Below are 24,312 nucleotides of genomic sequence, written 5' to 3' on the forward strand. Positions count from 1 at the left end.
GACTGTGGCGTGCTAGACCCCGGCAGCCTGCAACCGCGCCGCATGTTCGACGAACAGGCGGATCGGTTCAGCGCCCTTCCCCACCAGCCCCAGCGACTGATTGACGATGTCGAAGTGATCCAGCGGATATGCGTCGCCAATCACCATGCCCAGGTGCGAGCTGTAGCGTCCGACCATTCCGTCGCAATGCCCGGCTTCCCGCACGAAAGTTCTGGCGAACAACCGGCAACTGCGGTTCGTCCCGTCAAACAGATTGCGCCCGCGATCGGTCTTGCCCGGTTGCAAGGTGCCCGACCACGAGTAGTACCGCACCCCATTCACCCGTTCCGGCCCCTGTCCACCCCAGGTCAGCGGCAAGCCCTGGGGATAGCGTTGATTGAACAGCGCCACGCCCGCCGTCGTCAGTGACTGGTGGGACGCCGGGATATCCACCGGCAACTTCGGCCCGCGATAACCGGTTTCGAGCAGGCTCATCACTGCGCCGACCAAGCGCAGCAACACGCTGAGCACTCGGCCTTTGGCGCTGTGCGCCGGATAGTGCTTTTCCAGATAGTCCGCCAGTTCAGAACCATGATTGGGCCCCGCCACCGAAGTCACGGACGCCACCCGGTCAGGACGCATGGCAGCGGCATAGCGTGCGGTCAGTGAGCCTTGGCTGTGGCCGATCAGGTTGACCTTCTCGGCCCCGGTTTCCCGCAGGATCTCGTCGATCCGCGCCAGCAGTTGCTCGCCGCGAACTTCGCTGGAGTTGAGGGGCGAAACCTGTACCGCGAACACGGTTGCACCACCCCGGCGCAACGCCGAAATGATTCCGTACCAGTAAGGATAGAGCAGCAACCGGACAAAACCGAGCATTCCCGGGACCAGCACCAATGGGTAGCGCGGGGCTGTACCTTGCAGCATTGACGGACTTCCTTGTGAAGGACGGGTAGGGCAAGCGCAATGCAAGACATCAGCCAAGCATCACCAATACAGATGACAAATCGAAGACCCGTCCAGCTCATTCACCCTACTTCAACCCCGCGACGCCTGCCACGATCAACCCGACAGAGACCACCAGGCCACCTAGAACTCCTGGCCAGCGTCAGCAGGGGCTGCTCGGCCTCGGCGACCGAGACCTGGAAGGTGCGCTCGGACGCAAATGTCTGGCCTGCTGCCACGCTAACGCGCATCTGACGGACAGCCGAAAATCGCATAAAACTTTTCAGCGCGCTCATTACTCACACCTTAAGTAGCGATCACGCCCCCCAGAGCCGTGACGCCAACCGGATTAGCCTCCAGGAGAACGAGATGAGCGACATGCATTTGTCTGATGTAACCACCCTGCGCGCCCGCGCCCGGCAGAACGTCGAAAATGGAGCAGTGACCGAAAGCTACAGCGCCGACCTCGACGAAGTACTGCGCCTGCTTAACGAGTCGCTGGCCACTGAACTGGTCTGCGTGCTGCGCTACAAGCGTCACTACTTCATGGCCAACGGTTTGAAAGCGCACGTGGCGGCCGAGGAGTTTCTCGAACATGCCAAACAGGAAGGCCAGCACGCCGACCGGCTGGCCGAGCGGATTGTGCAATTGGGGGGCGAACCGGAATTTAATCCTGACTTGCTGTCGAAAAACTCCCATGCGCAGTATGTGGCCGGTAACTCTTTGAAAGAGATGGTCTATGAAGACCTGGTAGCCGAGCGGATTGCAATAGATAGTTATCGGGAAATCATTCAATACCTTGGGGAGAAAGACCCAACTACCCGGCGTATTTTCGAAGACATCCTAGCTCAGGAAGAAGAGCATGCGGATGACATGGCGGACATATTGAAAGATTTGTAACTCATGCTAAGGCCTTGTCGTGAAAAAGATGACAAGGCCTCCTGACTGACTCAATGAAAATTTGCAGTCACAGAATAAAGATTGATTAATTTCCGCATGAATTTATTCTCGAGCGCACAACCCTTCGGTTGTTTAATCAAAACTCGAAAAGGAATTCCCCCATGCTATTAGAAGAAAGATTAGAGTTCATTGACTCGCTGCCAGAACTTCCCATTGTTCCGCAACCACGATCATTCGCGGAAGCCAATTTGACGACCCCACCGATTCACGACCCCAGCAAGCCCACCGCTACCATATTACCTGGCACCATAGATGCTTACTTGCCTGGCGTCCCGCAATCAGTTATTGACGATGTCGACCTGTGCAAACTGGTGATGCAAAATTCCGCAAACAAAATGTTTCCGGAAGACGATCGCATATTTGAATGGTACCTACACTATGTGAATGGTCTATCCAATCTAGGCTGGGCGTTCCAAAGTAGGGACATCCAAGAAAGGACCATTAAGCGAATCGGTCTTACGATGGACGCAGTAGCTTTGGAGATAGCACAAAGCCTGATCGGAAAAGATGCCGCGCTGGCGCTTTCACTTATAGGCGGGAAAGCACTTGACATGTTGAAAGACGACCCTAAAAACATTAAAATTTTCAACAGCGGAAGCGACCTCGGCAAAAAGGCCAAATTTGACATCGCCCCAATTTGGCTCGATAGCGCAGGTGCGCCTAACATGATCCTTAATTGTATATCCCTGGACGCGCGAGAAAGCAAACAGGGCATTCTTTTCTGGAGATCTACGAAGCAGTCCACCGTTGTGAAGACCGGTGCTGTGCGCACTTATTTGAGCCTTAATAATTTTTCGCCTATCCGAAAAGAACTTCAAAATAAGTACAACGTCGCAGCTAAACAATACATCAGCCAACTGCCTGACTTAAGCTTTGATTAATATGTAAGCCCACCTACCCCCTGGAGTCGTTGCTGAATCAGCTTCGATTCCAGCCATGAAAAATCCATGCAACTTTACGGAGTCTCTATGGATACTATTTTATCCAAAATATATGCGCTGGGCGGAAACATTACAATCCTGCTAGGTCGACGCCCCGATCAAATGGAAAAAGACGTCCTCAACTCGACGTTGTACAGCACATTGCTGTCTCAGAAACTGAAACATGACGACGAATCAAGATGGTTAAATCATGTCAATCTTTTAGGTAATCTGAGCTGGACTTTCACCGAGCGAAGCACCTCGCGACAGCAATTTATTAAAACCACGTTGCCGCACCTTATCGACACGCTTGATGAAAACTTCCTATCCGGCCCAGAGCAACAAGCGGTCAGGGAGGCTTTCCATCAGTTGCAGCAATTACCCGCTGATGCTCCTGGATTGGCTGCCGCCATCAATAGGCTGAACCAAAACACACGCCGAGTCAGTACTGGATCACGGACCACCGAAGCGACGACAATTGAGTTATCTATACTTCGCCAAGACAACCTGATGCTAACGCTGCAAATCATTTTTGAGAGCATTGCAAACATCGACCCTGATATTTTTTGCTCAACGCTCATCAGCGCAACTAACGAAAAGAATAACAACTTTCGCTATCTGACCTGCTATTTCTCCGGCAACAAATATGATGAAAGCAGACAAGAAATCATCAAGAAGCTGGGTAGCAAATTGAAGACAGAACTAGTTCATATCCAAGATTCTGCCAGCGAAAATTGAAACACTCGAAAATAGCCCTCAAATAACCGTTCTCGAAAAGTTTTCGAGAGCGGTTATCGCTTCTCAGGGCCTGCTCAGCCCTTAACAGTCTTAGGCGCCTTCCCCGCCTTCATCTGCTCCAGCAACGGCGCACACTGATTCGGCTCCCCTCCGCTAGGCGCAATCAGCGCCAGCAAGCCTGCAGCCGGAGCGGCTATCACCCCCAGGGCAACCATCCCGGCACCACGCAGCAACAACGGCACTGCCTTCACCCCTGCATCCGGCTTGATGAACTTGCCCCGCACATACAAGGGGGAGCGCAAGGAGATCAAACGCCAGCCCTTGGATTCCGGGGTGATCGTCAGGTCCAGTTGCTCGGTTGCCATGTTCGCCGTGCCATCGACATAGATGATTGCGTTCTCGGTATCAAATACAAACAGGCGCGTGGTCGCCAGCCCGGTCTTGATGTCGAAGTCGGCTGCGGCGCAGTTGATCTTCACTTCCTTGTCGCCAAAGATCTTGCCTACTACATAGTTACCGACATTCAGCCCGGCCAGTTCCATCAGCTCGCGACTGATCGCGCCGTCGTTGATCAGCATCTTCAGATTGCCGTTGGAGGTCGCGAGCAGCTTGGCGATCGAATTGCCCCGCCCGGTGATGTCAGCATCACCATTAAGCTCGCCGAAACTGGTTTTCATCGGTTCGAAGGTCGGGAACAGCTGCTTGAGCTTGAAGCCGCGCGCGCTCAGCCTGGCCTGGCCCTCCAGCGGCTCGGTACGACCATTCAGGCGAATCTGCGCGTCCAGCTTGCCACCCGCCACACCGAAACGTAGGGGCTCCAGGCTGAGCACCCCATTGGTCAGAACCAGATGGGTATACAGGTCGTTGAATGGCAGTTGTTCGCTGTGGACGATGCGCTTACCGGTGAATTCGACATCGGCGTCCATGTCGCGCCAGCGTTCGGTCTTGAACTCCTCGACCGGCAGCACCTTGTCGGTCGGCTGCTTGCTTTCGCCGCCGCGTGCTTTCTGTTTGGCGTTGGAATCCGCACCGATCAGCGGCGCGAGGTCGGCAAACAGCAACTGGTTGGAGAGCAGTGCGCCACTGAGCTTGGGCCGGGGTTCACCGGCGACATAGGCCAGGCTGCCGTGAATATCACTTTGGCCAATCTTGCCGTTGAACTCTTCATAACGGAACACCGCGCCGCCCGGCTCGTGCAGCTTGGCGACCAGATGACCATCGGTGGCATAAGGCGGGGTGTCCGGCAGCGTGACTCCCGTCAGTGGATACAGGTTACCAAGGCTGGCGCCCGCCAGCTTCAGGCGCAAATCCAGCGCACCAAGGTTCAGCGGATCGGTGAGGGTGCCGGCGAGTTCCACCCGGGTGTCGGCGATACTGACTTTGGCCTGCACAGGAAACGGCCGGTTGGCATCCTGCAACGCCAGCAAGCCGCCGATCTTGCCTTCGCCGTCGAGCTTCTGCTGGTGGTATTGACCTTTGACCTTGATGCCGAACGCGTAATCCTGAGGCGCGGCGCCCTTATCCTGCGCCGTCTTCGCTGCCTTGTCGCCAACGATATCGCTGAACGGGATCGGCTTGCCCAGTGGGTCGATCAGTACATCGAGTCGAGTTTTCAGGCTCTGGTCGTCGAGGGTGACGTGGCCCTTGTCGAAACCGATTGCCCCAATGTCCACCACCCAACTGGACGGTTCGGCGTCTGGATCCTTGGGATCAAACTTGAACGTCCAGTTCGCCCGACCATCGGCCAGGCGTTGCAGCTCGGCGTTGGGTTCGGTCAGGTCAATTCGCGGGATGACCACACGCTGCGCCAGCAGTGGAAGGGGCGAAATGCGCAACTCGACGCGCTTGAGCGTGACCATCTGTGGCTGTTTCGACCACTCGGGGTTGCCCAGGCTCAGGTCCTCGGCCACCACATGCGGCCATGGTACCCAGGCGCGCCAGCCCCCCTCCTCAGGTTCGCGCTGCCAGACCACCGCCAGGTTGCCGTTAATGGCGAACGGCCGGTGTAGCTCCTCGGAGACCTTGGCATTGAGTGGGGACTTGATCCGGTTCCAATCGAAGAACGCGATGATCAGAACCAGTACCGCCAGCAGGACTGACAAGCTGGCGAGGGTCCAGGCAACTACTTTTCGAGTGCGCGTCATTGCACAGGGCTCCTTGATACGACTGAGCGCCCCGACCGCGACGCACGTTTGGAAAATGCAGGCCAGAACCGGACTGTCATGAGATCTACGACTGAAAAATGGCCCGCAGGTTTAACCGAAAAGGCAATTAATCCTCAAATAATCGGCCCGGAACAGACTGCCCCCTCGATAAGGCGTTACCGACACCGCACTTTTAGGTGGCACATGTGAGTCGAAAATACCCACCTCGGTGCAAAAACACCTGCCGGAAACGCCCGGTTTAGAGCCATTCCGCAGAACAATCAATTCCGTTGATTATTACCATTGCGTTTATGAACTTTTATATCGACTTATCGAGAGTAGCATTGACCTCGTACCCACTTTATCGCCCTCCCAAGGAGCAACCCATCATGAAACGCCAATTACTGCTTAGCCTTACCCTTTCCATGCTGGCCAGCACCGCTTTCGCGCTGCCAGCTGCTGACCAGGCGACTCCGCAAGTCAAAGACAGCCGCTCGGTGTTCAGCCAAACCATCGCTGCCGACGGTTCCGACCGTACTCCACAGGGCCAGACCCTGGCTGAAGGCGGTAACGATCGCCTGAAAGAGAAAGGTCTGATCACTCAAGACGGCTCGGATCGTACCCCACAAGGTCAAATCCTGGCGGCTGACGGCTCCGATCGCACCCCACAAGGTCAAACCCTGGCCGCTGACGGCTCCGATCGCACCCCACAAGGTCAAACCCTGGCCGCTGACGGCTCCGATCGCACCCCACAAGGTCAAACCCTGGCCGCTGACGGTTCCGATCGCACCCCACAAGGTCAAACCCTGGCCGCTGACGGCTCCGATCGCACCCCACAAGGTCAAACCCTGGCCGCTGACGGTTCCGACCGTACCCCACAAGGCCAGACTCTTGCCGAAGGTGGTGGTGACCGTGTAATCGAACGCAACAGTGCCCTGAGCTAAGCCCATGGCGGTCCTGAAAAAAAGCCCAGTCCGCGGATTGGGCTTTTGACTTTTTGAACGCAGCAAATCCCCGCATCATCCCTCGATAGTCGTTCGACGCAGGCAAAGCCGATTTGCTAGAGTGCGTCGCTGTCCTTGTCCAGAAATAACCCCTGCCGATGCTGCCCCGCGCCGAACAGAAACAACAGACCCGTAATGCCCTGATGGACGCAGCCCGCCACCTGATGGAATGCGGCCGCGGATTCGGCAGCCTGAGCCTGCGCGAAGTGGCGAAGACCGCCGGCATTGTGCCAACCGGCTTCTATCGGCATTTTGCCGATATGGATGAACTGGGCCTGGTACTCGTCAGCGAAGTCGGGCAGACCTTCCGCGAAACCATTCGCCTGGTGCGCCACAATGAGTTTGTCATGGGCGGCATTATCGATGCGTCGGTACGGATATTTCTCGACGTAGTGTCAGCCAATCGCTCGCAATTCCTGTTTCTCGCTCGCGAGCAGTACGGCGGTTCGCTGCCAGTGCGCCTGGCCATTGCGCGCTTGCGTGAAGACATCAGCTCCGACCTGGCGTCGGATTTGTCGCTGATGCCGAAACTGCAGCATCTGGACCTCGCCGGCCTCAACGTCATGGCCGACCTGATCGTCAAAAGCGTGTTTGCCACTTTGCCGGACATCATCGATCCGCCGGCCCACGCTCTGCCCGATCACCTGACGCCGCAGGCAAAGATCACCCAGCAACTACGTTTCATCTTTATCGGGCTCAAGCACTGGCAAGGGCTTGGCAGCACCGAGTAAGGCGGCCCTGCAATACGCTACAAAATGGTGCAACACTAAAATGCAGTGCACCAATACCAATCAAAACAGTCGAGCCTCTAGGAATTTTCCTACACCTCCAACAGCTATTTCCTACACAACGCCGATCTGGCAAGCCCCTTGCTCTAGCATGACTATCGTTCATTGCTGGAAGCTTTTCGATGCTGGTGATTCATCGCAGAATCGACACTCAACCCCTCTGGGCCGCCGAATTGCATCTGAACTTCGAGGCCCGGAGTAAAAGCCGCCTGCGCTGTTTTAGTGCCGCAGGAGAAGATGTCGGGCTGTTCCTGGAACGCGGCCAGCCGCCGCTGCATGACGGCGAATACCTGCAAGCCGAGGACGGGCGCATCGTTCGAGTGTGCGCCCGCCCCGAACAGCTGCTGCATGTCACGTGCGCCAACGCCTTCGAATTGACCCGCGCGGCCTATCACCTGGGCAATCGGCACGTGGCCCTGCAAATAGGCGACGGCTGGTTGCGCCTGCTTGACGACTACGTGCTCAAAGCCATGCTCGAACAGCTCGAAGCCACGGTCGAGGCCATCGAAGCACCCTTCCAGCCGGAGCACGGGGCCTACGGTGGAGGCCACCACCACTCGCGACATGGCGACGAGGATTTCAACTACCCACCGAAACTGCACCAGTTCGGCGTGCGTTTATGAACCCGGCCTGGGCGCTGCTGCGCCTGGCCAGTCCGCAGTTGCCGATTGGCGGCTACAGCTATTCACAAGGCCTGGAAATGGCGGTTGATAATGGTCGGGTCAATGATCCGGACAGCGCCCGAGAATGGATCAGCGACCAATTGCTGCTCAACCTCGCGCGTTTCGAAGCGCCGCTGTTATTGGCCCACTGCGAGGCGGCAGCAACAGAGAACTGGGGCGAACTGCTGCAACGCTGCGAAGAACACCGCGCCAGCCGGGAAACCCGCGAGCTGCATCAGGAAAGTCGGCAGATGGGATATTCCCTGCAACAGTTGCTCAATGGCCTGCCTGAGCTTGATCCCCCTGCACGCGCTTTTCTTGCGCAGCGCCCGGAACCCCATCTGGCCCTTGGCTGGGCCCTGGCGGCACGCGCCTGGCAAATCACCCCGCAGGACGCCTTGGCCGCCTGGCTCTGGAGCTGGCTGGAAAACCAATTGGCGGTGCTGATGAAAACCCTGCCCCTTGGCCAGCAGGCCGCCCAGCGCCTCACCAGCCAATTGCTGCCGCTGCTGCAGCGGGCCCAGCAAAACGCTACACGCATTACCCCTGAACACTACGGCAGCGCCGCTTTCGGGCTGTCCCTGGCGTGCATGGCCCACGAGCGCCAGTACAGCCGTCTATTCCGTTCCTAGGAGACTCACATGAATGCACAACCCCTGCGCGTCGGTATCGGCGGCCCGGTCGGCTCCGGCAAAACGGCCCTGACCCTGGCGCTGTGCCTGGCCTTGCGCGATCGCTACAACCTCGCGGTTGTGACCAACGATATCTACACCCGCGAAGACGCCGACTTCCTGGTGCGTAACGAAGCACTGGCACCGGAGCGCATCATCGGCGTGGAGACCGGCGGCTGCCCACACACTGCAATCCGCGAGGACGCATCGATCAACCTCGAAGCCGTGGAGCAGTTGAACCGGCGCTTCCCTGGGCTGGATCTGATCCTGGTGGAATCCGGTGGCGACAACCTTTCGGCGACGTTCAGCCCAGAGCTTTCCGACCTGACTATCTATGTGATCGACGTATCAGCTGGCGACAAGCTGCCACGCAAGGGCGGTCCTGGCATCTGCAAATCCGACTTGCTGGTGATCAACAAAATCGATCTCGCGCCACTGGTGGGGGCGTCGTTGACGTTGATGGACAGCGATACCACACAAATGCGCAACGGCAAGCCGTTCGTCTTCAGCAACCAGAAAACCGGCCAGGGCCTGGAAGAGATCATCGCGTTCATCGAGCGCCAGGGCCTGCTGACTGCGTCCTGATCACCTCAAATTTTCAACAAGGAAGCTCTTCATGACACTTAAACGCATTCTCGGCGCCATCGCGCTGCTGCTGACACCGGCTGTCGCCTTTGCCCATCCGGGACATGGCGACAATGGATGGATCGCTGGCATCAGTCACCCGATTGGTGGTCTCGATCACTTGCTGGCGATGATTGCGGTGGGTTTGTGGGCCGCGCAGCAAAAAGGTGCCGCGCGCTGGGCGCTGCCTTGCACCTTTGTCGGCACCCTGTTGCTTGGCGGGGTGCTGGGGTTTGAAGGAATGAATGTGCCAGCGCTGGAAAGCGGGATCGCGGCGTCGGTGCTGGCCTTGGGTCTGGCAGTGGCCTTGGCGGTACGTCCGCCTTTGAGCCTGGCGGTCGGGGCAACGGCATTGTTTGCACTGCTCCATGGTGTGGCGCATGGTCTGGAATTGCCCGACATGTCCAGCCCATGGACCTACGCGGCCGGTTTTGTCCTGGCGACGGCGGCATTGCATGCAGCGGGTTATGCGGTGGTTCGCGCCCTGCCCCGGGCAGCGGCGCCGCTGGTCAGGCTGGCAGGTGCGGCTTCGGCGGCGACCGGGGTCTGGTTGTTGGCGGGCTGAGTTCAGTATTGCCTGGCCGGGCCTCATCGCGAGCAAGCCCGGCTCCCACAGGGATTTGTGACACCCATAATCGGGTTCCAGGCCGGATCCTGTGGGCGCCGGGCTTGCCCGCGATGGCGGCCCGGCAGACACCGCATCCCTCAGGCCTGCTAACATGTCGCGCAATCGCCCCTGCCGTGACGACGCCAGCCAATGCAGCCTGTATCCCGTTCCGCCTCCCAGCCAGAATTGACCACCCTGTTCGCCTCGGTGCAACAGCATTTCCAGGAAGTGATCGTGCCAATGTGGCAAGGCCCAGGCTGGAACGCCGAACTGGCACTGCCCTACGAGGCCCTGGATGGCGCACACGCGCCGCTGCCGCCCCAACGTTACCGGGCCATGGCATGTGCACGGCAGTTGTATCTCTTCTCGAGCCTGATGGGCCATGTACAGGGCGCCGAAGAGCGCAGCGCGCAGCTGTTCAACTCCCTGCAGCGGCACTTCCACGACGCCGAACATGGCGGCTGGTTCTATAGCATCGACCCGCAAGGCGCGCCTCTGGACCAGCGCAAGGACCTCTATACCCACGCCTTCATCCTGTTCGCCTGCGCGCACTACTGGGAAAAGGTCCGTCAAACGTCAGTGGAATCAGTGCTCAACTCTGTATTGGAGGTGATCACCCAGCGCTTCGCCACAGGCGACGGCCTGTACGAAGCCAGCCTCGGCCGCGACTGGTCATCGCTGGACAGCGGGGCCTTGCAGAACCCGCTGATGCATCTCGCCGAAGCGTTCCTCGCCACCCTGTCGTTTCGCGCGGCCCCTCGCGTCCAGGATCAGCTCGTCAAGTTATGCACAGCCATGCAGCAGCACTTCATCGATCCGCAGCACGGCATGCTGATGGAGAAACCGCTGGGTGCTGTGGATAACTGGTATGAACCAGGGCATCAGTTCGAGTGGTATTTCCTGCTGGAGTCGTCGCCACTGCTACGCGGATCTGAACTGCACGCCTCCATAGAACAGGCATTTGCCTTCACCGAGCAATCGGGGGTTGAGCAATCTTCCCGTGCAGTGAAAGCCATGCTCGACCTGGATGGCCAGGACAGGGACGCCACCCAGCGCATCTGGGCCCAGGCGGAATACCTGCGCGCGTTGACCTTGCGACCGAACGCCGAGGCCTCGGTGCAGCGGCAACTCCTGGCGTTGCAGCAGAACTTTCTGCATGCCGCAGGATGGCATGAGTGTCGTGATGAACAGGGCGAGGTGAGCCGCAAGGACATGCCTTCGACCACGCCCTACCATCTGGCGACCTGTTATCACGGGTTGGCAGAATACTTGCGCTGACCCTGCAGCCGCCATCGCGAGCAAGCTTTGCTCCCACAGCCGGCAACCTTCACTGCTAGCAAGCTCTGCTCCCATACCCAAAATACTGTGGGAGCAAAGCTTGCTCGCGATGGCCATTACCCGGTCTTAAGCCTTGCCACCCTCGCGATGAATCGCAAACCCTGCCCAGGTCTGGCTCACCGGCATCAACTCCAGGGTATTGATGTTGATATGCGCCGGCGCATTCAGCACCCAGAAAATGGTTTCAGCAATGTCCTGCGGTTGAATCGCCTCGGCTCCGGCATAGGTCGCGTCGTAGCGCGCCTGATCACCTGAGAATCGCACCAGCGAGAATTCGCTTTCGCACATTCCCGGCTCGATGTTGCTCACGCGCACCCCGGTGCCCTGCAGGTCGCATCGCAGGTTCAGGGAGAACTGTTTAACGAAGGCCTTGGTCGCGCCATACACGTGGCTGCCCGGATAAGGGTAGCTACCGGCAACGGAACCGACGTTGATGATCCCGGCGCCTCGACCATGGGCAATCAGGCGCGGCAGCAGCAGCCGAGTGCTGTACATCAGGCCCTTGATATTGGTGTCGACCATGGTGTCCCAGTCATCAAGATCACACTTGGGCGCAGGATCGACGCCCAGGGCCAGGCCGGCGTTGTTGATCAGGCCGCGCAGCTTGGCGAACGCCGGGGGCAGATTGGCGATTGCCTCCTCCATGGCTTTGCGGTCTCGCACATCCAGTACCAGGCCATGCACTTCAGTTTGCTTGGACAGCTCGGCGCACAGGGCATTGAGGCGCTCTTCACGACGACCTGTCAGCACCAGCTTCCAGCCAGCCTCGGCAAAACGACGGGCACAGGCTTCGCCAAAACCGGACGTAGCGCCGGTAATAAACAGGGTGTTGGACATCGTGTTCTCCTTGCTTCAGCTGATGAGCAGCCATTGGAATAAAAAATCAGCAGGCAGCATGCCCCGCTTGGCTCACAGCGGCAACTGCCACAAATTGTGCAAAAAACGATCAACCTTTGCAAAGGCATACGGGCTGTGGGCCGCAGCCATGTACGCGCAGGTTATCCACAGGTGGGCCCACAGTTTCCGGGGGCAAGTAAAAAAGCTGCAAGCCGCTGTGTACAAGGCTTTGCGGGCAGGCTTGAAAGTTTTTTGCTTGACCCTTGCCAGCTGGCGTTGTAGCTCATGGCATTTTGCACGATTGCACCCTGCAATACACGATGGCTCCAAGCCAGTAACTACGGCCTTCAGCCGAGTCTTTCCAGAGTTTAACCACAGACTTATCCACAGGCTGTCAAGGTGAGCTAACAGCCTATTTAATGCCCAATAAAGTGGTTGACAAAGCCGCCCGGCCAACCGTAGAAAATGCCTGATCAAAAAACAACCACACTCCCGGAGGCCTTGAATACAGGGGCTTTCAGCCAGCTACTCCCACGTTATTCACAGCCAGTTCCACAGCAAACGGGGACAAGTCAAAACCGTGACAAAACAACTATTTGCAGCGGCTTTATGTCGCGGTTTCAGAGCTCGCTAATATTGTTTTCCACAATTTCGAAAAAGCGCGAGACCTTGCACCTGTGGGAGCGAGCCTGCTCGCGATAGCGGTCGTGCTCAGGGACATTTTTTGACTGACATTGCCCCTATCGCGAGCAAGCTCGCTCCCACAGGGTCGAGGGTGCGGTGGAGATGTAAAAAAGCCCCGGCGATCGCTCGTCGGGGCTGTCGATATCATGGCTGGGAATCAATGTCCGCCCAGATAAGCGTTACGCACCTCCTCATTCACCAGCAGTTCCTTACCAGTGCCCGTGAGGCGGATCTCGCCGTTGACCATCACATACGCCCGATCCGACAGTTTCAATGCATGATTGGCGTTCTGCTCGACCAGGAAAATCGTCATGCCAGTACTTGCCAGCTCTCGCAAGGTCGAGAAGATCTGCTTCACCACGATCGGCGCCAGCCCCAGGCTCGGTTCATCGAGCAGCAGGAGTTTTGGCCGGCTCATCAGCGCACGGGCAATGGCCAACATCTGCTGTTCACCACCAGACATGGTCATGGCCCGCTGGGTGCGACGCTCCTTGAGCCGTGGAAACAGCTCGAACATGCGCTGCATGTCTTCGGTGGCGTACTTGTCACCGATGGGGATAGTCCCCATCAGCAGGTTTTCCTCGACCGTCATGTCGGGGAACACCCGCCGACCTTCCGGCGACTGCGCAATGCCATGGGACGCAATGTAATGGGACGACTTATGGGTGATGTCGACTCCCTGATAGATGATCTGCCCGTCAGCCGCACGGGGCTGGCCGAAGATTGACATCAGTAGCGTCGATTTTCCGGCGCCGTTGGAGCCGATAAGGCTGACGGTTTCACCTTCGTTAATATGCAGCGAGACTTTTTTCAGGGCCTGGATCGGCCCGTAGAACACGTCCAGCTCCTTCAATTCGAGGATCGGTTGACTCATACCAACTCCTCTTCATCAGCGCCCAGGTAGGCCGCAATCACTTTCGGATCGTTGCGGATCGCATCCGGCCCGCCTTCGGCGATGACGATGCCGTGGTCCAGCACCACAATGTGGTCGGAAATGCTCATAACCATGCCCATGTCGTGTTCGATCAGCACCACGGTCAGATCATGCTCGTCGCGCAGCAGCCGGATCATCGCGCTCAGCGCTTCGGTTTCCTGAGGGTTGAGGCCGGCGGCCGGTTCGTCAAGGCAGATGATCTGCGGCCGCGTGCACATGGCCCGGGCAATTTCCAGACGGCGTTGCTGACCATAGGACAACTCGCCGGCCAGTCGGTTGGCGCAGTCCACCAGGTCCACAACCTCCAACCAATAGAAAGCATGATCCAGGGCATCACTTTCAGCCTTGCGATAACCCTTGGTATTAAGGATGCCTGCCAGCATGTTGCGGTTCACCCACATGTGCTGGGCCACCAGTAGATTTTCCAGCACCGACATTTCCTTGAACAGGCGAATGTTCTGGAAAGTGCGCGCCAGGCCAGCACGGTTTACCAAGTGGGTGCCGCCGAACATCTTGTAGTACATACGGCTGAAGAAAGATTTCGGCGAAACGAAATCGGTGGGCTTGAAGGACTCCCCAAGCAACTGGATGACGTTGGTGTGCTCGCCACGCACGTTGAGCTCGATTTTACCGCCAGACGCTTTGTAGAAGCCGGTAAGGCAGTTGAACACCGTAGTCTTGCCCGCGCCGTTGGGGCCGATCAGGGCGAAGATCGAGTTGCGGTGCACTTTTAGGCTGACATCGCTCAACGCCTTGATGCCGCCAAAGTGCATCATCAGTTTTTCGACCGAGAGGACGACTTCACTCATGGCGCTACTCCTTTGCGGGGGGTCACACCGGTACGGCTGATCCGGATCAGGCCGCGCGGTCGCCAGATCATCATCAACACCATCAGGATGCCGAACAGCAGCACCCGGTACTCTGCGAAACCACGCAGCAACTCCGGCGCGACAGTCAGCACGAAGGCTGCAATCACCACGCCGATGGTCGACCCCATGCCACCCAGGACCACAATGGCGAGAATCAGCGCCGATTCGAAGAAGGTGAACGAGGTCGGGTTGACGAAGCCTTGATAGGTGGCAAAGAACACCCCGGCCAGACCTGCGGTAGACGCGCCAATGGTGAACGCCGAAAGCTTGACCAGTACGTGATTCAAGCCCATGGAGCGACAGGCGATTTCATCTTCGCGCAAGGCTTCCCAGGCACGGCCGACTGGCATTTTGACCAGACGATGCTTGACGTACAACACGGCCAAAACCACCAAAAACAACACCGCATAGATGAAGTAGTACTTCACGTCCGGGTTGTAGGCAATCCCGAAGAACTCGTGGAAAGGCACCCCACCATCTTTTGCGCGCTTGCCGAATTCCAGGCCGAAAAACGTCGGCAGAGGTGCCGCCATGCCGTTCGGTCCGCCGGTCAACGACAGCCAGTTGTTGAGGACCAACCGGATGATTTCACCAAAACCCAGGGTCACGATCGCCAGGTAATCGCCATGCAGACGCAGTACCGGGAAGCCGAGGATGCAACCGGCCAGTCCCGCCATGATCGCCGCGAGCGGCAGCACCGTCCAGAAACCCAGGCCGAGGTATTGGTAACCGAGTGCCAGGCCGTAGGCGCCAATGGCGTAGAACGCCACGTAGCCCAAGTCGAGCAGGCCGGCCAGGCCGACCACAATATTCAATCCAAGGCCGAGCAGCACGTAGATCAGGCCAAGGATGACCACACCCAGCAGATAAGAGTTGGAGAAGAAAGGGAAGACCACGGCGATGACAATCAACAGCGGGATAATCCAACGCAACCGTGACTTGTAATCCGGTGGCAGCACATGCACGCCGGAACTGGTACTTTCAAAACCCTCGAGGATTTTCAGGCCTTTTGGGGTCTGCAGGAACAGGCTCAGGGCAAAGCGCCCCGCCATGACGATCCCGATGATCCATGCCACGCGTGTCGTTTCCAGATTGAAGTCGTACCCGTCGAGGACCACGCCGACAATCGGACCGAACACAATCAGGGCAACAAGACCGGCAAGAATCGCGTCAACCAGGCTTCTTTTGAGATCAATGGTTTTTTTAGTGGTTGAGGACATCGCTTACACCTTCGACACAAGAGGACGGCCGAGCAGGCCTTGGGGCCGAAAGACCAGAACGAGAACGAGCAGCGAGAAGCTGAAGACGTCTTTGTAGTCCGAGTTGACCAGGCCCGAGAACAGCGACTCGGAGATCCCGAGAATGATCCCGCCGAGCATCGCTCCTGGTAACGAGCCAATGCCGCCGAGTACCGCTGCGGTGAACGCCTTGATGCCGATGATGAAGCCGGCGTAGAAATCGAAGGTGCCGTAATTCATGGTGATCAGCACGCCGGCGAGAGCCGCCATGGCCGCACCGATGATGAACACGTAGGAAATCACCCGATCGGTGTTGATCCCAAGGATCGACGCCATTTTGCGATCTTGCTGGGTCGCACGGCACATCCGGCCAAGCTTGGTGTACTTGATGATGTAGGTCAGTAACGCCATGCCCGCAAATGCTGCCACCAGAATGAAGACCTTGGTGTAGGTCAGTTGCACGAAACCTGTACCGATGTCGACGCGCCAGGCTCCGGTCAGCAGAGTAGGAACCCCTTGCTGCTTCGCGCCTTGAGCGATCTGTGCATAGTTTTGCAGGATCAGCGAAATACCGATGGCGCTGATCAGCGGTGCCAGCCGGGTGGAGTTTCGCAGGGGTTTATAGGCGACGCGCTCGATGACCCAGCCATACACCGCCGTGACGATGATGGTGAAGATCAGCGTGCCGAGCATCAGCAGCGGGAAGGATTCAATACCGAAGTATGCCAGCAGAGCCAGACTGATCGCCGCGAGGTAAGCGGAAATCATGTAAACCTCGCCGTGGGCGAAGTTGATCATGCCAATGATGCCATAGACCATTGTGTAGCCGATGGCGATCAGGCCATAGACCGACCCGAGGGTCAGGCCATTGACCAGTTGCTGCAGGAAAATACCATCCATAACGCAATCTCACGCAGTGAGAACCTGCACACCGGCGGTGCGCGGCTCTTCTAAGGAAAATACAGATATACGTCGGAGCAATGTCAGTCAGGATCAGGCAGAACAAACACAGCCCCCCCTGTAGGAGCGAGCTTGCTCGCGATGGCGGTTTAACATTCAACGACTGTGTTGCCTGTCAGTCCGTCATCGCGAGCAAGCTCGCTCCTACAGGGGAGCTGTGGATTCAGCCGATCGAGTCAGCCCTTACTTCTGTTTTTCCAGCTGGTGGTATTTGCCATCCTTGTCCCACTGGTAAACCACGTAGTCGGAGACTTTCAGGTCGCCCTTGCTGTCCCAGGTCTTCTCACCCATGACAGTCTTGACCGGGTTCTTCTTCAGCCATTCAGCGGCTTTTTCACCACTGTTGGACTTGGCGCCGTTGAAGGCTGCCGCCAGGGCCTGAACCGAAGCGTAGGCGTACAGGGTGTAGCCTTCAGGCTCGGTGCCGGCCTTGCGGAAGGCATCCACGACTGCCTTGCTGTCTGGCAGCAGACGCGGGTCAGCACCGAAAGTCATCAGTACGCCATCAACGAATTGCGGACCGCCAGCGGTGGTCACCAACTCGTCAGTAACGATGCCGTCATCGGACATGAACTTGACATCTTTCAGGCCTTGCTCACGCAGTTGACGTACCAGAGGGCCGGCTTCAGGGTGGAGACCACCGAAGTAAACGACATCGGCGCCAGCGCCGCGGATTTTGGTTACGATGGTGCTGAAGTCTTTTTCGCCACGGGTCAGGCCTTCATACAGCACAGGCGTCACGCCGCGCTTGACCAACTGAGCCTTGGTGGCGTCAGCCAGGCCTTGGCCGTAGGTGTCCTTGTCGTGCAGCACGACAACCTTCTTGCCCTTGAGCACGTCGACGATGTAATCGCCAGCGACGATGCCCTGCTGGTCGTCACGCCCGCACATACGGAACATGGCGCTCAGGCCGCGCTCGGTCACTTGTGGATTGGTGGAACCCGGGGTGATTGCGATGATGCCCGCTTCGTCGTAGATCTCGGAGGCTGGGATAGTCGAGGAAGAGCAGAAGTGACCAACCACGCCGGCCACTTTCTGGTTGGTCAGGTCCTTGGCGACCGTCACAGCCTGTTTCGGTTCGCAGGCGTCATCGCCCTTCACCAGTACGATTTTTTCCCCGTTGACGCCGCCCGCTGCGTTGACCGCATCGGCTGCAGCCTGTGCACCCTTCATGTACTGCTCACCAAATGCAGCGTTAGCGCCAGTCATCGGACCCGCCACACCGATTTTCACATCAGCCTGTGCAAACGTAGAAACACCCAACGCAGCTGCCACTGCGAGGGCCAGAAAGCCTTTCTTGTAAAACGTCTGGGACATGAGGTGGTGCTCCAAGGTTTTTTTTAGTTAGCACTGCGACTTCACTGAATGCTCAGAGCAAGGGCCGTGCCATCGGTTTTTTATTCTTGAAAAAGTCGCTGAGTTATTGTTATTCCGACTGTTTTGATCCCGTTTTCATTGGGCGTGCAACCGTCTAAACCGCGATAGGTAGAACCATATATTCCTGAAGGCGCAACCCGCACGCGCCATCATTGCAACCGCCACACCAAACGAAGTGCAACCCGCCTGTAACATCGTGCGTCACCGAAGTGCACACCGCTGGTGCGAGACTGCTACAACCCGCACCATTACAGGCTAGTCGCTGCTCGAAAAAGCGTCGCTTTTCAGTAACATCTTTCAACAATCAAATGACGATGCGCAGGCACTGGCCTGCGTGATACAGCGAGAAGCCTGCCTCATACAGACAACTGCGCAACCCCACACCCGCCAAGGGTTGCATGGGTGCGAAAGGAATCGGCAGAGCCAGAGGATTTCCGCTACATAGATAATCTGCAAACGCTTTGCCGACCACTGTTCCGGTCGTAACGCCACGCCCGTTGTAACCGGTGACTGCCACTATTCCGGGCGCCGGTTCGAACAGGCGCATCAGATGATCAGGGGTGAAGGCGATACAGCCGGTCCAGGTGCACTCCCACTCCACCGGTTTGAGGTAGGGAAAATAGTGCTGCTGAACCCGATCGGCCCATGCCTTGAGAAACCACACCGGCTTTTGATTGCCGTTGCCGAGACTGCCGAGCAACAGGCGCCCGTCTTTGTCCCGACGAATGCTGCTGAGTACCTGGCGAGTATCCCAGGACCCCTGGCCACCGGGCAGGATTTGTTGCGCGGCTTCTTCAGTCAGTGGGACTGACGCCACCTGGTAGTAATAACCGGGGAAAAAATTACGCCGCAGTTCGGTCCAGTCGCCCTCGGTGTAGGCGTTGGAGGCGATAACCACCTGCTCGGCCAACACCGAACCCTGCGCAGTTTGCACCGACCACTTCTGGCCCTGACGTTCCAGCCGAGTGACCGCAGAGTGATCGAACAGCTGACCGCCCAGGCCAAGGGCCGCCTTGGCCAGGCCGCTGGTGTAGGCCATCGGGTTGAGGGTGCCCGCACGCCGGTCCAGCAGCGCCGCAGCAATTTTTTTGGTGCCCGTGGCTTGCTCGCAGGCCTGGCCGGTCAACAGCTCGACCGGCGCGCCACGACGCTTCCATTGTTCTTCACGACTGCGCAGATCCGCTTCGCCACGGGCGTTATGCGCCATGTGCAGCGTGCCTTCGCGGCGCAATTGGCAATCGATGTGGTACTTGTCAACCAGGCTGAATACCAGGGACGGTGCGGCACCGAGCATGCGATTGAGCTGACTGCCAACCGCCTCGCCAAAACCGGCTTCGATCTCGTCAGGAGGGATCCACATGCCGGCGTTGACCAGGCCAACGTTACGCCCGGAACCGCCATGCCCGGCCCGGTGCGCTTCCAGCACACAGACCGTCTTGCCCTGTTCCAGCAAATGCACCGCCGCCGACAGGCCGGTGAAGCCCGCGCCGATGACACAGACATCGACCTTGACCTCGCCTTTGAGCGATGCATTATCGGGCCGTTGCGGCGTCAGTTTTTCCCACAGACATTCTTCGCGTAGCGGCATTGCCAGACTCCAACAGAAACCTAACCAACACACCAATATTCAATTGTGGGAGCGAGCAGGCTCGCTCCCACAAGGGATCAAAGCATGACCAAGGTTCAGTCGAAGGTAATGCCCTGAGCCAAAGGCAACTCCAGCGAATAGTTCACAGTATTGGTCTGGCGGCGCATGTAACCGCGCCACGCATCTGAACCCGACTCGCGTCCGCCACCGGTCTCTTTCTCACCACCAAACGCGCCACCGATTTCCGCGCCGCTCGGGCCGATGTTGACGTTGGCGATACCACAATCGCTGCCCACCGCCGACATGAACTGCTCGGCTTCGCGCACGTCAGTGGTGAAGATGCACGAAGACAGGCCCTGGGGCACGGCATTATTCAGGCGCAAGGCCTCATCGAAATCCTTGTAGCCGACCACGTAGAGAATCGGTGCGAAGGTTTCGCTGCACACCACATCGCTTTGCTCCGGCATCTCAACAATCGCAGGCTGAACGTAGTAGGCGTTCGGGTATTGGTCTTCCAGCTGGCGCTTGCCGCCGAACACCCGACCACCTTCGCTCAAGGCCTGCTCAAGCGCGTCCTGCATGTTTTCGAAGCTGTGCTTGTCGATCAGCGGACCAATGAGGTTGCCTTCTAGCGGATTGCCGATACGCACTTTTGAGTAAGCAGCTTTCAGGCGGGTCACGATCTCTTCTTTCACCGACTCATGGGCAATAAGACGACGCAGCGTGGTGCAACGCTGCCCGGCGGTGCCAACAGCACTGAAGAGGATCGCGCGCACAGCCATGTCCAGGTCGGCACTAGGGCCGAGGATCATCGCATTGTTGCCGCCCAGTTCAAGAATGCTGCGGGCAAAGCGAGCAGCGATTTTCGGCGCCACTTCACGGCCCATACGGGTGCTGCCGGTAGCGCTGACCAAAGCCACGCGCGGGTCATCCACCAAAGCTTCACCGGCATCGCGGCCACCAATGATGACCTGACTCAAATGCGGCGGTGCGTCGCTGAAGTTTTTCAGCACCCGATCAAACAGTGCCTGGCATGCCAGGGCGGTCAACGGGGTTTTCTCCGACGGCTTCCAGATCACCGGGTTACCGCATACCAGCGCCAGGGTGGTATTCCAGGCCCAGACGGCAACCGGGAAGTTGAAGGCGCTGATCACACCGACCACGCCCAGCGGGTGCCAGGTTTCACGCATGTGGTGGCCTGGGCGCTCGGAAGCGATGGTGAGGCCGTACAGCTGGCGGGACAAACCGACGGCGAAGTCGCAGATATCAATCATTTCCTGGACTTCACCCAGGCCTTCCTGGGTGATCTTGCCCGCTTCCCACGACACCAGCTCGCCGAGGTCGGCCTTGTATTCGCGAAGGATATCCCCCAGTTGACGCACCAGTTCGCCACGGCGCGGCGCCGGCACCTTGCGCCACAATTCGAACGCATGATCTGCACGACTGATGTGCTGCTCGACTTCGGCAGCCCCTTCCCAGGTGACGGCAGCGATCTGGCTGCCATCGATCGGTGAATGCACCGGCACTTTGCCGTTCTGGTACAGGGCCGGGTTTACACCTAGACGATCAAGCAATGCGGCAACCATGGGTCACTCCTCAAGCAAAAGACAGAACGCGTGCAGCCGCACGATCACGGCTGATAAGGCCTGTAGTTTTAGCTTTCCGGAGGTTACTCAACAAACGACCTTTAAGAGAGATATCATTCCGTTTATTCATGCTGTGCATTGCTGGCAATAAAGAGACAAGAAGAAAGGATCGCCCATGCTGAACAAACGCTACCTGCCGTCGATCACCGCCTTGCAGTGTTTCGAGGCCGTCACCCGGCATTTGAGCTTCACCCGGGCCGCCGAAGAGCTGAATCTGACCCAAAGCGCCGTCAGCAAACAGGTGGCGCAGCTTGAAGAATTGCTGCAGCACCTGCTGTTTCGCCGGGTGCGCCGCCGCCTGCAGATGACGCCGGCAGGCGATCTGTACCTGGTGGAAGTACGAAAAATCCTCACCCAGGTCGAGATGTCGACCCATTACCTGCGTTCCTACGGTGGAGAAACCGAAGTCCTGCGGGTCTCGACGCCGCCGACCTTTGGCGCGCGCTGGTTGGTGCCGCGCCTGAAAGGCTGGCGCCTGCGGCACCCCTCGATCCATCTGGACCTGTGCAGCGAACAGGAAGCCGATGATTTGCTGCAAGGCCGCAGCGACCTGGCGTTCTACTTTGGCCAAGGGTCACGCCCAGGCACCGAATGCCTGAAGCTGTTCAGCGAGGAGCTGGTTCCGGTCTGTGCCCCGGGCAGCCTTCCGGCCACGCCTTTCACCGACCCAACCCAGCTCGCCGACCTGGTCCTGCTGCAAAACGCTTCCCGCCCCCAGGCCTGGCACGACTGGTTCGACAGCCAGGGCTTCCACACCGAACACAGCTACCACGGGCCGCGCTTCGAAACGTTCTACATGTGCATCCGCGCCGCCCAGGTCGGTTGTGGCGTGGCGTTGCTGCCCAGATTTCTGGTGGAAGAGGAATTGGCTGACGGCAAACTGGTCATACCCTGGCAACATGCGATGCCCAGCTCTGACGCGTATTACCTGGCCTACCCCGAACATTCGGCGGATGTGCCGAAGGTGCGCGATTTTGTGAAGTGGATGCTGGAGCAGGTAGATAATTCAGCGGAACGCTTAACTATTGCGCGAAGCGTATTGATCACGATCGGCTGACTCGCAGAGAGGACAGCCGAACCTGACGTCGCTATTGGATTGAGCCGACTAATCTATGTAGCGTTCGAACTGAACTCGCCAGTTATCCTGAATCGAGTATTTCATCACTGATAGTAAAACTACCCCTGCCTTAATCTCTGTGCATACTCGGCTGCTGATCTTACAGCGCTTGGAAGTATTCGATCGCCTGACGGATAAGCCTTAAAAACTTCATCCATCTGATTTACGACGTTGTTTATATTCGACCTGAATAATTGATAACCTTCGACTATTCTTTGCTGCTGCGCCTCAAGCGGAACCCAACTCTTGGGATCTGGAATGTTAACTTTCAAGGGGTCATCGGAGTACATACCAACTGCCTTAATATTATGAGCATCAAGCTTATTTACAGCACGCGAAGTTTTCCCCACCTTTAAAAAGTCATCATAATGCACCCTGTCTGCAGCTAGTCTTTTCAGTGTCATCTCCGGCACATTGTTTTTTGGACCCAGAGTCGTCAACGGATCCAGTTTGGGGAGCGGCCCGGCACCACTATTTAGAGGTAGTGCACTTGAAACCTGCCTAATCCGCGGCCTGGGATTATTTTTTAATAGCCTGGAGATAAATTGCGAGAGACTTAATGCGGCATGCCCTGAAGGATCAATATTATTCACCGGATCTCCGAGGCAATACTGATATGCATTCCGCCCCCCTGTTCCGAGTGGACTCCAGCTGTCTGGGGTTGTAAAACGCATCAGTACCGGATTGAACACTCGGTATCCATTGCCCAACATATAACACCCAGTCACTGGATCCCTGCTCTCGCCATTAAACTGCAGCCCACCAAGCTCACTGTCACTCGGTTCACGATACCCATAAGGTGTATAGGTACATGATCTAGCGGGCGTCATTCCGCACAAGGTCAACACGGACCGTTGACGATCAGTGAACAGCAGATGGGTTTTAAAGGCGCCGGTCAGATGTTCCTTTTGTGCTAACAGGTAATCTTGATGCTGCATGACTGAATACTGAACCGCGTCCTGAATGACCGAGGTTAAACGATTTTTCAGGTAGAAACAGTTTCGCGGGGCTTTGTCGCTCCATGCTGTACTTGCTACCAAACGATCTAACGCATCGTAAGAGTACCTACATAAAATGGTTCGATTTTTCATGGTAATTGTCCTTAGGGAAGGTCTGAAGTAAGCAGCCGTTTTTAACGGCCTCGCTGTCTGAGGTTCAAAAAACACCGACTTAATCGAAAATCAGACCTTTCCTCCTGTCAGTTCACTATTTTTGCGGAAGAGCACTTTTTCAGGGCTCATTGTCCACATCTCAGGCGCACCTCGCCTGCATTCAATAGTCGTTTTCGTATCATCCAAAGGTTCGATAAGGCAAACAGTGTGGTCTGCTGCGCGGTGTTTTTCACCAAGCCTCGGAAGCGGACTTTCGTATAACCAAACTGGCGCTTGATCACCCGGAAGGGATGCTCAACCTTGGCCCGGACTTGAGCTTTCGCGTATTCGATTTTGCGGCGCATGCGACCGATCAGGCTCTTTTTTGCATGCTTCTTATAGCTGCTGGGTCGCGCTGCGATCGACCAGATCATCTGGCGATTTTGATGCTCCGCACGCTTCTCCATGCCGGTGTAACCGGCATCGCCAGAGACGTAAGTTTCCTCGCCATGCAGCAACTGATCGACCTGAGTCACGTCCGCCACATTCGCTGCCGTACCCACTACGCTATGCACCAGACCGGATTCAGCATCG

General features: G+C 57.4%; 23 protein-coding genes. 11 read left to right on the forward strand and 12 right to left on the reverse strand.

Going from position 1 to position 24,312, the window contains the following annotated elements:
* Positions 1-12: 12 nt before the first annotated feature.
* Positions 13-903 (reverse strand): esterase/lipase family protein, encoded by an 891-nt coding sequence (locus L9059_RS25065; protein WP_247293519.1) that lies wholly within the window; start codon positions 901-903, stop codon positions 13-15.
* Positions 904-1,290: 387 nt separating this feature from the next.
* Between L9059_RS25065 and L9059_RS25070 the strand changes: the two genes are divergently transcribed.
* The 3 genes from L9059_RS25070 (at position 1,291) to L9059_RS25080 (ending at position 3,539) form a co-directional block, all read left to right on the forward strand.
* A complete protein-coding gene (locus tag L9059_RS25070; RefSeq protein ID WP_247293521.1) occupies positions 1,291-1,821 on the forward strand; it encodes a ferritin-like domain-containing protein in 531 nt (176 codons plus the stop codon).
* A 161-nt stretch (positions 1,822-1,982) separates the two neighbouring features.
* On the forward strand, positions 1,983-2,762 hold the full coding sequence (locus tag L9059_RS25075) for a hypothetical protein (protein ID WP_247293523.1): 780 nt from the start codon (positions 1,983-1,985) through the stop codon (positions 2,760-2,762).
* 87 nt (positions 2,763-2,849) lie between these two features.
* Positions 2,850-3,539 (forward strand): hypothetical protein, encoded by a 690-nt coding sequence (locus L9059_RS25080; protein ID WP_247293525.1) that lies wholly within the window; start codon positions 2,850-2,852, stop codon positions 3,537-3,539.
* Positions 3,540-3,613: 74 nt separating this feature from the next.
* Here L9059_RS25080 and L9059_RS25085 read toward each other — a convergent pair whose 3' ends face one another.
* A complete protein-coding gene (locus L9059_RS25085) occupies positions 3,614-5,683 on the reverse strand; it encodes an AsmA family protein (protein WP_247293526.1) in 2,070 nt (689 codons plus the stop codon).
* A 389-nt stretch (positions 5,684-6,072) separates the two neighbouring features.
* On the opposite strand from L9059_RS25085, the gene L9059_RS25090 reads away from it, so the two are divergent.
* The 7 genes from L9059_RS25090 (at position 6,073) to L9059_RS25120 (ending at position 11,317) form a co-directional block, all read left to right on the forward strand.
* Positions 6,073-6,627, forward strand: a complete 555-nt coding sequence (locus tag L9059_RS25090) for a hypothetical protein (RefSeq protein ID WP_247293528.1) — start codon at positions 6,073-6,075, stop codon at positions 6,625-6,627.
* A 158-nt stretch (positions 6,628-6,785) separates the two neighbouring features.
* Complete coding sequence (locus L9059_RS25095; protein WP_247293530.1) at positions 6,786-7,418, forward strand: TetR family transcriptional regulator; 633 nt, start codon at positions 6,786-6,788, stop codon at positions 7,416-7,418.
* A 179-nt stretch (positions 7,419-7,597) separates the two neighbouring features.
* Positions 7,598-8,098, forward strand: coding sequence for an urease accessory protein UreE (gene ureE / locus L9059_RS25100; RefSeq protein ID WP_247293532.1), 501 nt, complete (start codon positions 7,598-7,600; stop codon positions 8,096-8,098).
* A complete protein-coding gene (locus tag L9059_RS25105) occupies positions 8,095-8,769 on the forward strand; it encodes an urease accessory protein UreF (protein WP_247293534.1) in 675 nt (224 codons plus the stop codon). The genes ureE and L9059_RS25105 overlap by 4 nt, the downstream gene beginning before the upstream one ends.
* A gap of 9 nt (positions 8,770-8,778) precedes the next feature.
* Positions 8,779-9,393 (forward strand): urease accessory protein UreG, encoded by a 615-nt coding sequence (gene ureG, locus L9059_RS25110; RefSeq protein WP_247293535.1) that lies wholly within the window; start codon positions 8,779-8,781, stop codon positions 9,391-9,393.
* A gap of 31 nt (positions 9,394-9,424) precedes the next feature.
* On the forward strand, positions 9,425-9,997 hold the full coding sequence (locus L9059_RS25115) for a HupE/UreJ family protein (protein WP_247293536.1): 573 nt from the start codon (positions 9,425-9,427) through the stop codon (positions 9,995-9,997).
* Between the two features lie 192 nt (positions 9,998-10,189).
* Positions 10,190-11,317 carry an AGE family epimerase/isomerase gene (locus L9059_RS25120; protein ID WP_247293538.1) on the forward strand — a complete coding sequence of 376 codons (1,128 nt, stop codon included), beginning with the start codon at positions 10,190-10,192 and terminating at the stop codon, positions 11,315-11,317.
* Positions 11,318-11,443: 126 nt separating this feature from the next.
* On the opposite strand, the gene L9059_RS25125 is transcribed toward L9059_RS25120, so the two are convergent.
* From L9059_RS25125 to amaB, 8 genes are all read right to left on the reverse strand, one after another.
* On the reverse strand, positions 11,444-12,214 hold the full coding sequence (locus L9059_RS25125) for an SDR family oxidoreductase (RefSeq protein WP_247293540.1): 771 nt from the start codon (positions 12,212-12,214) through the stop codon (positions 11,444-11,446).
* Positions 12,215-13,055: 841 nt separating this feature from the next.
* A complete protein-coding gene (locus tag L9059_RS25130; RefSeq protein WP_247293542.1) occupies positions 13,056-13,772 on the reverse strand; it encodes an ABC transporter ATP-binding protein in 717 nt (238 codons plus the stop codon).
* Positions 13,769-14,641, reverse strand: coding sequence for an ATP-binding cassette domain-containing protein (locus L9059_RS25135; RefSeq protein WP_247293543.1), 873 nt, complete (start codon positions 14,639-14,641; stop codon positions 13,769-13,771). Before L9059_RS25135 ends, L9059_RS25130 begins: the two co-directional genes overlap by 4 nt.
* Positions 14,638-15,921: a high-affinity branched-chain amino acid ABC transporter permease LivM gene (gene livM / locus L9059_RS25140; RefSeq protein ID WP_247293544.1), complete on the reverse strand. Its 1,284-nt coding sequence runs from the start codon at positions 15,919-15,921 to the stop codon at positions 14,638-14,640. Before livM ends, L9059_RS25135 begins: the two co-directional genes overlap by 4 nt.
* 3 nt (positions 15,922-15,924) lie before the next feature.
* Positions 15,925-16,839, reverse strand: coding sequence for an ABC transporter permease subunit (locus tag L9059_RS25145; RefSeq protein ID WP_150771737.1), 915 nt, complete (start codon positions 16,837-16,839; stop codon positions 15,925-15,927).
* A gap of 243 nt (positions 16,840-17,082) precedes the next feature.
* Positions 17,083-18,216, reverse strand: a complete 1,134-nt coding sequence (locus L9059_RS25150) for a branched-chain amino acid ABC transporter substrate-binding protein (RefSeq protein WP_247293545.1) — start codon at positions 18,214-18,216, stop codon at positions 17,083-17,085.
* Between the two features lie 364 nt (positions 18,217-18,580).
* A complete protein-coding gene (gene amaA / locus L9059_RS25155) occupies positions 18,581-19,864 on the reverse strand; it encodes an L-pipecolate oxidase (RefSeq protein WP_247293546.1) in 1,284 nt (427 codons plus the stop codon).
* Between the two features lie 95 nt (positions 19,865-19,959).
* Entirely contained in the window at positions 19,960-21,450 is a 1,491-nt protein-coding gene (gene amaB, locus L9059_RS25160) for an L-piperidine-6-carboxylate dehydrogenase (protein ID WP_247293547.1), read from the reverse strand.
* A 175-nt stretch (positions 21,451-21,625) separates the two neighbouring features.
* Between amaB and L9059_RS25165 the strand changes: the two genes are divergently transcribed.
* Entirely contained in the window at positions 21,626-22,567 is a 942-nt protein-coding gene (locus L9059_RS25165) for a LysR family transcriptional regulator (RefSeq protein WP_247293548.1), read from the forward strand.
* Positions 22,568-22,686: 119 nt separating this feature from the next.
* Here the strand turns inward: L9059_RS25165 and L9059_RS25170 are convergent, their stop codons facing one another.
* Both L9059_RS25170 and L9059_RS25175 read right to left on the reverse strand, forming a co-directional pair.
* Positions 22,687-23,718: an RHS repeat-associated core domain-containing protein gene (locus L9059_RS25170; protein ID WP_247293549.1), complete on the reverse strand. Its 1,032-nt coding sequence runs from the start codon at positions 23,716-23,718 to the stop codon at positions 22,687-22,689.
* Between the two features lie 146 nt (positions 23,719-23,864).
* A partial coding sequence (locus L9059_RS25175; protein ID WP_247293550.1) for a transposase occupies positions 23,865-24,312 on the reverse strand: 448 nt, incomplete at its 5' end.

The sequence above is a fragment of the Pseudomonas violetae genome (assembly GCF_023072615.1).
Lineage (GTDB): Bacteria > Pseudomonadota > Gammaproteobacteria > Pseudomonadales > Pseudomonadaceae > Aquipseudomonas > Aquipseudomonas violetae.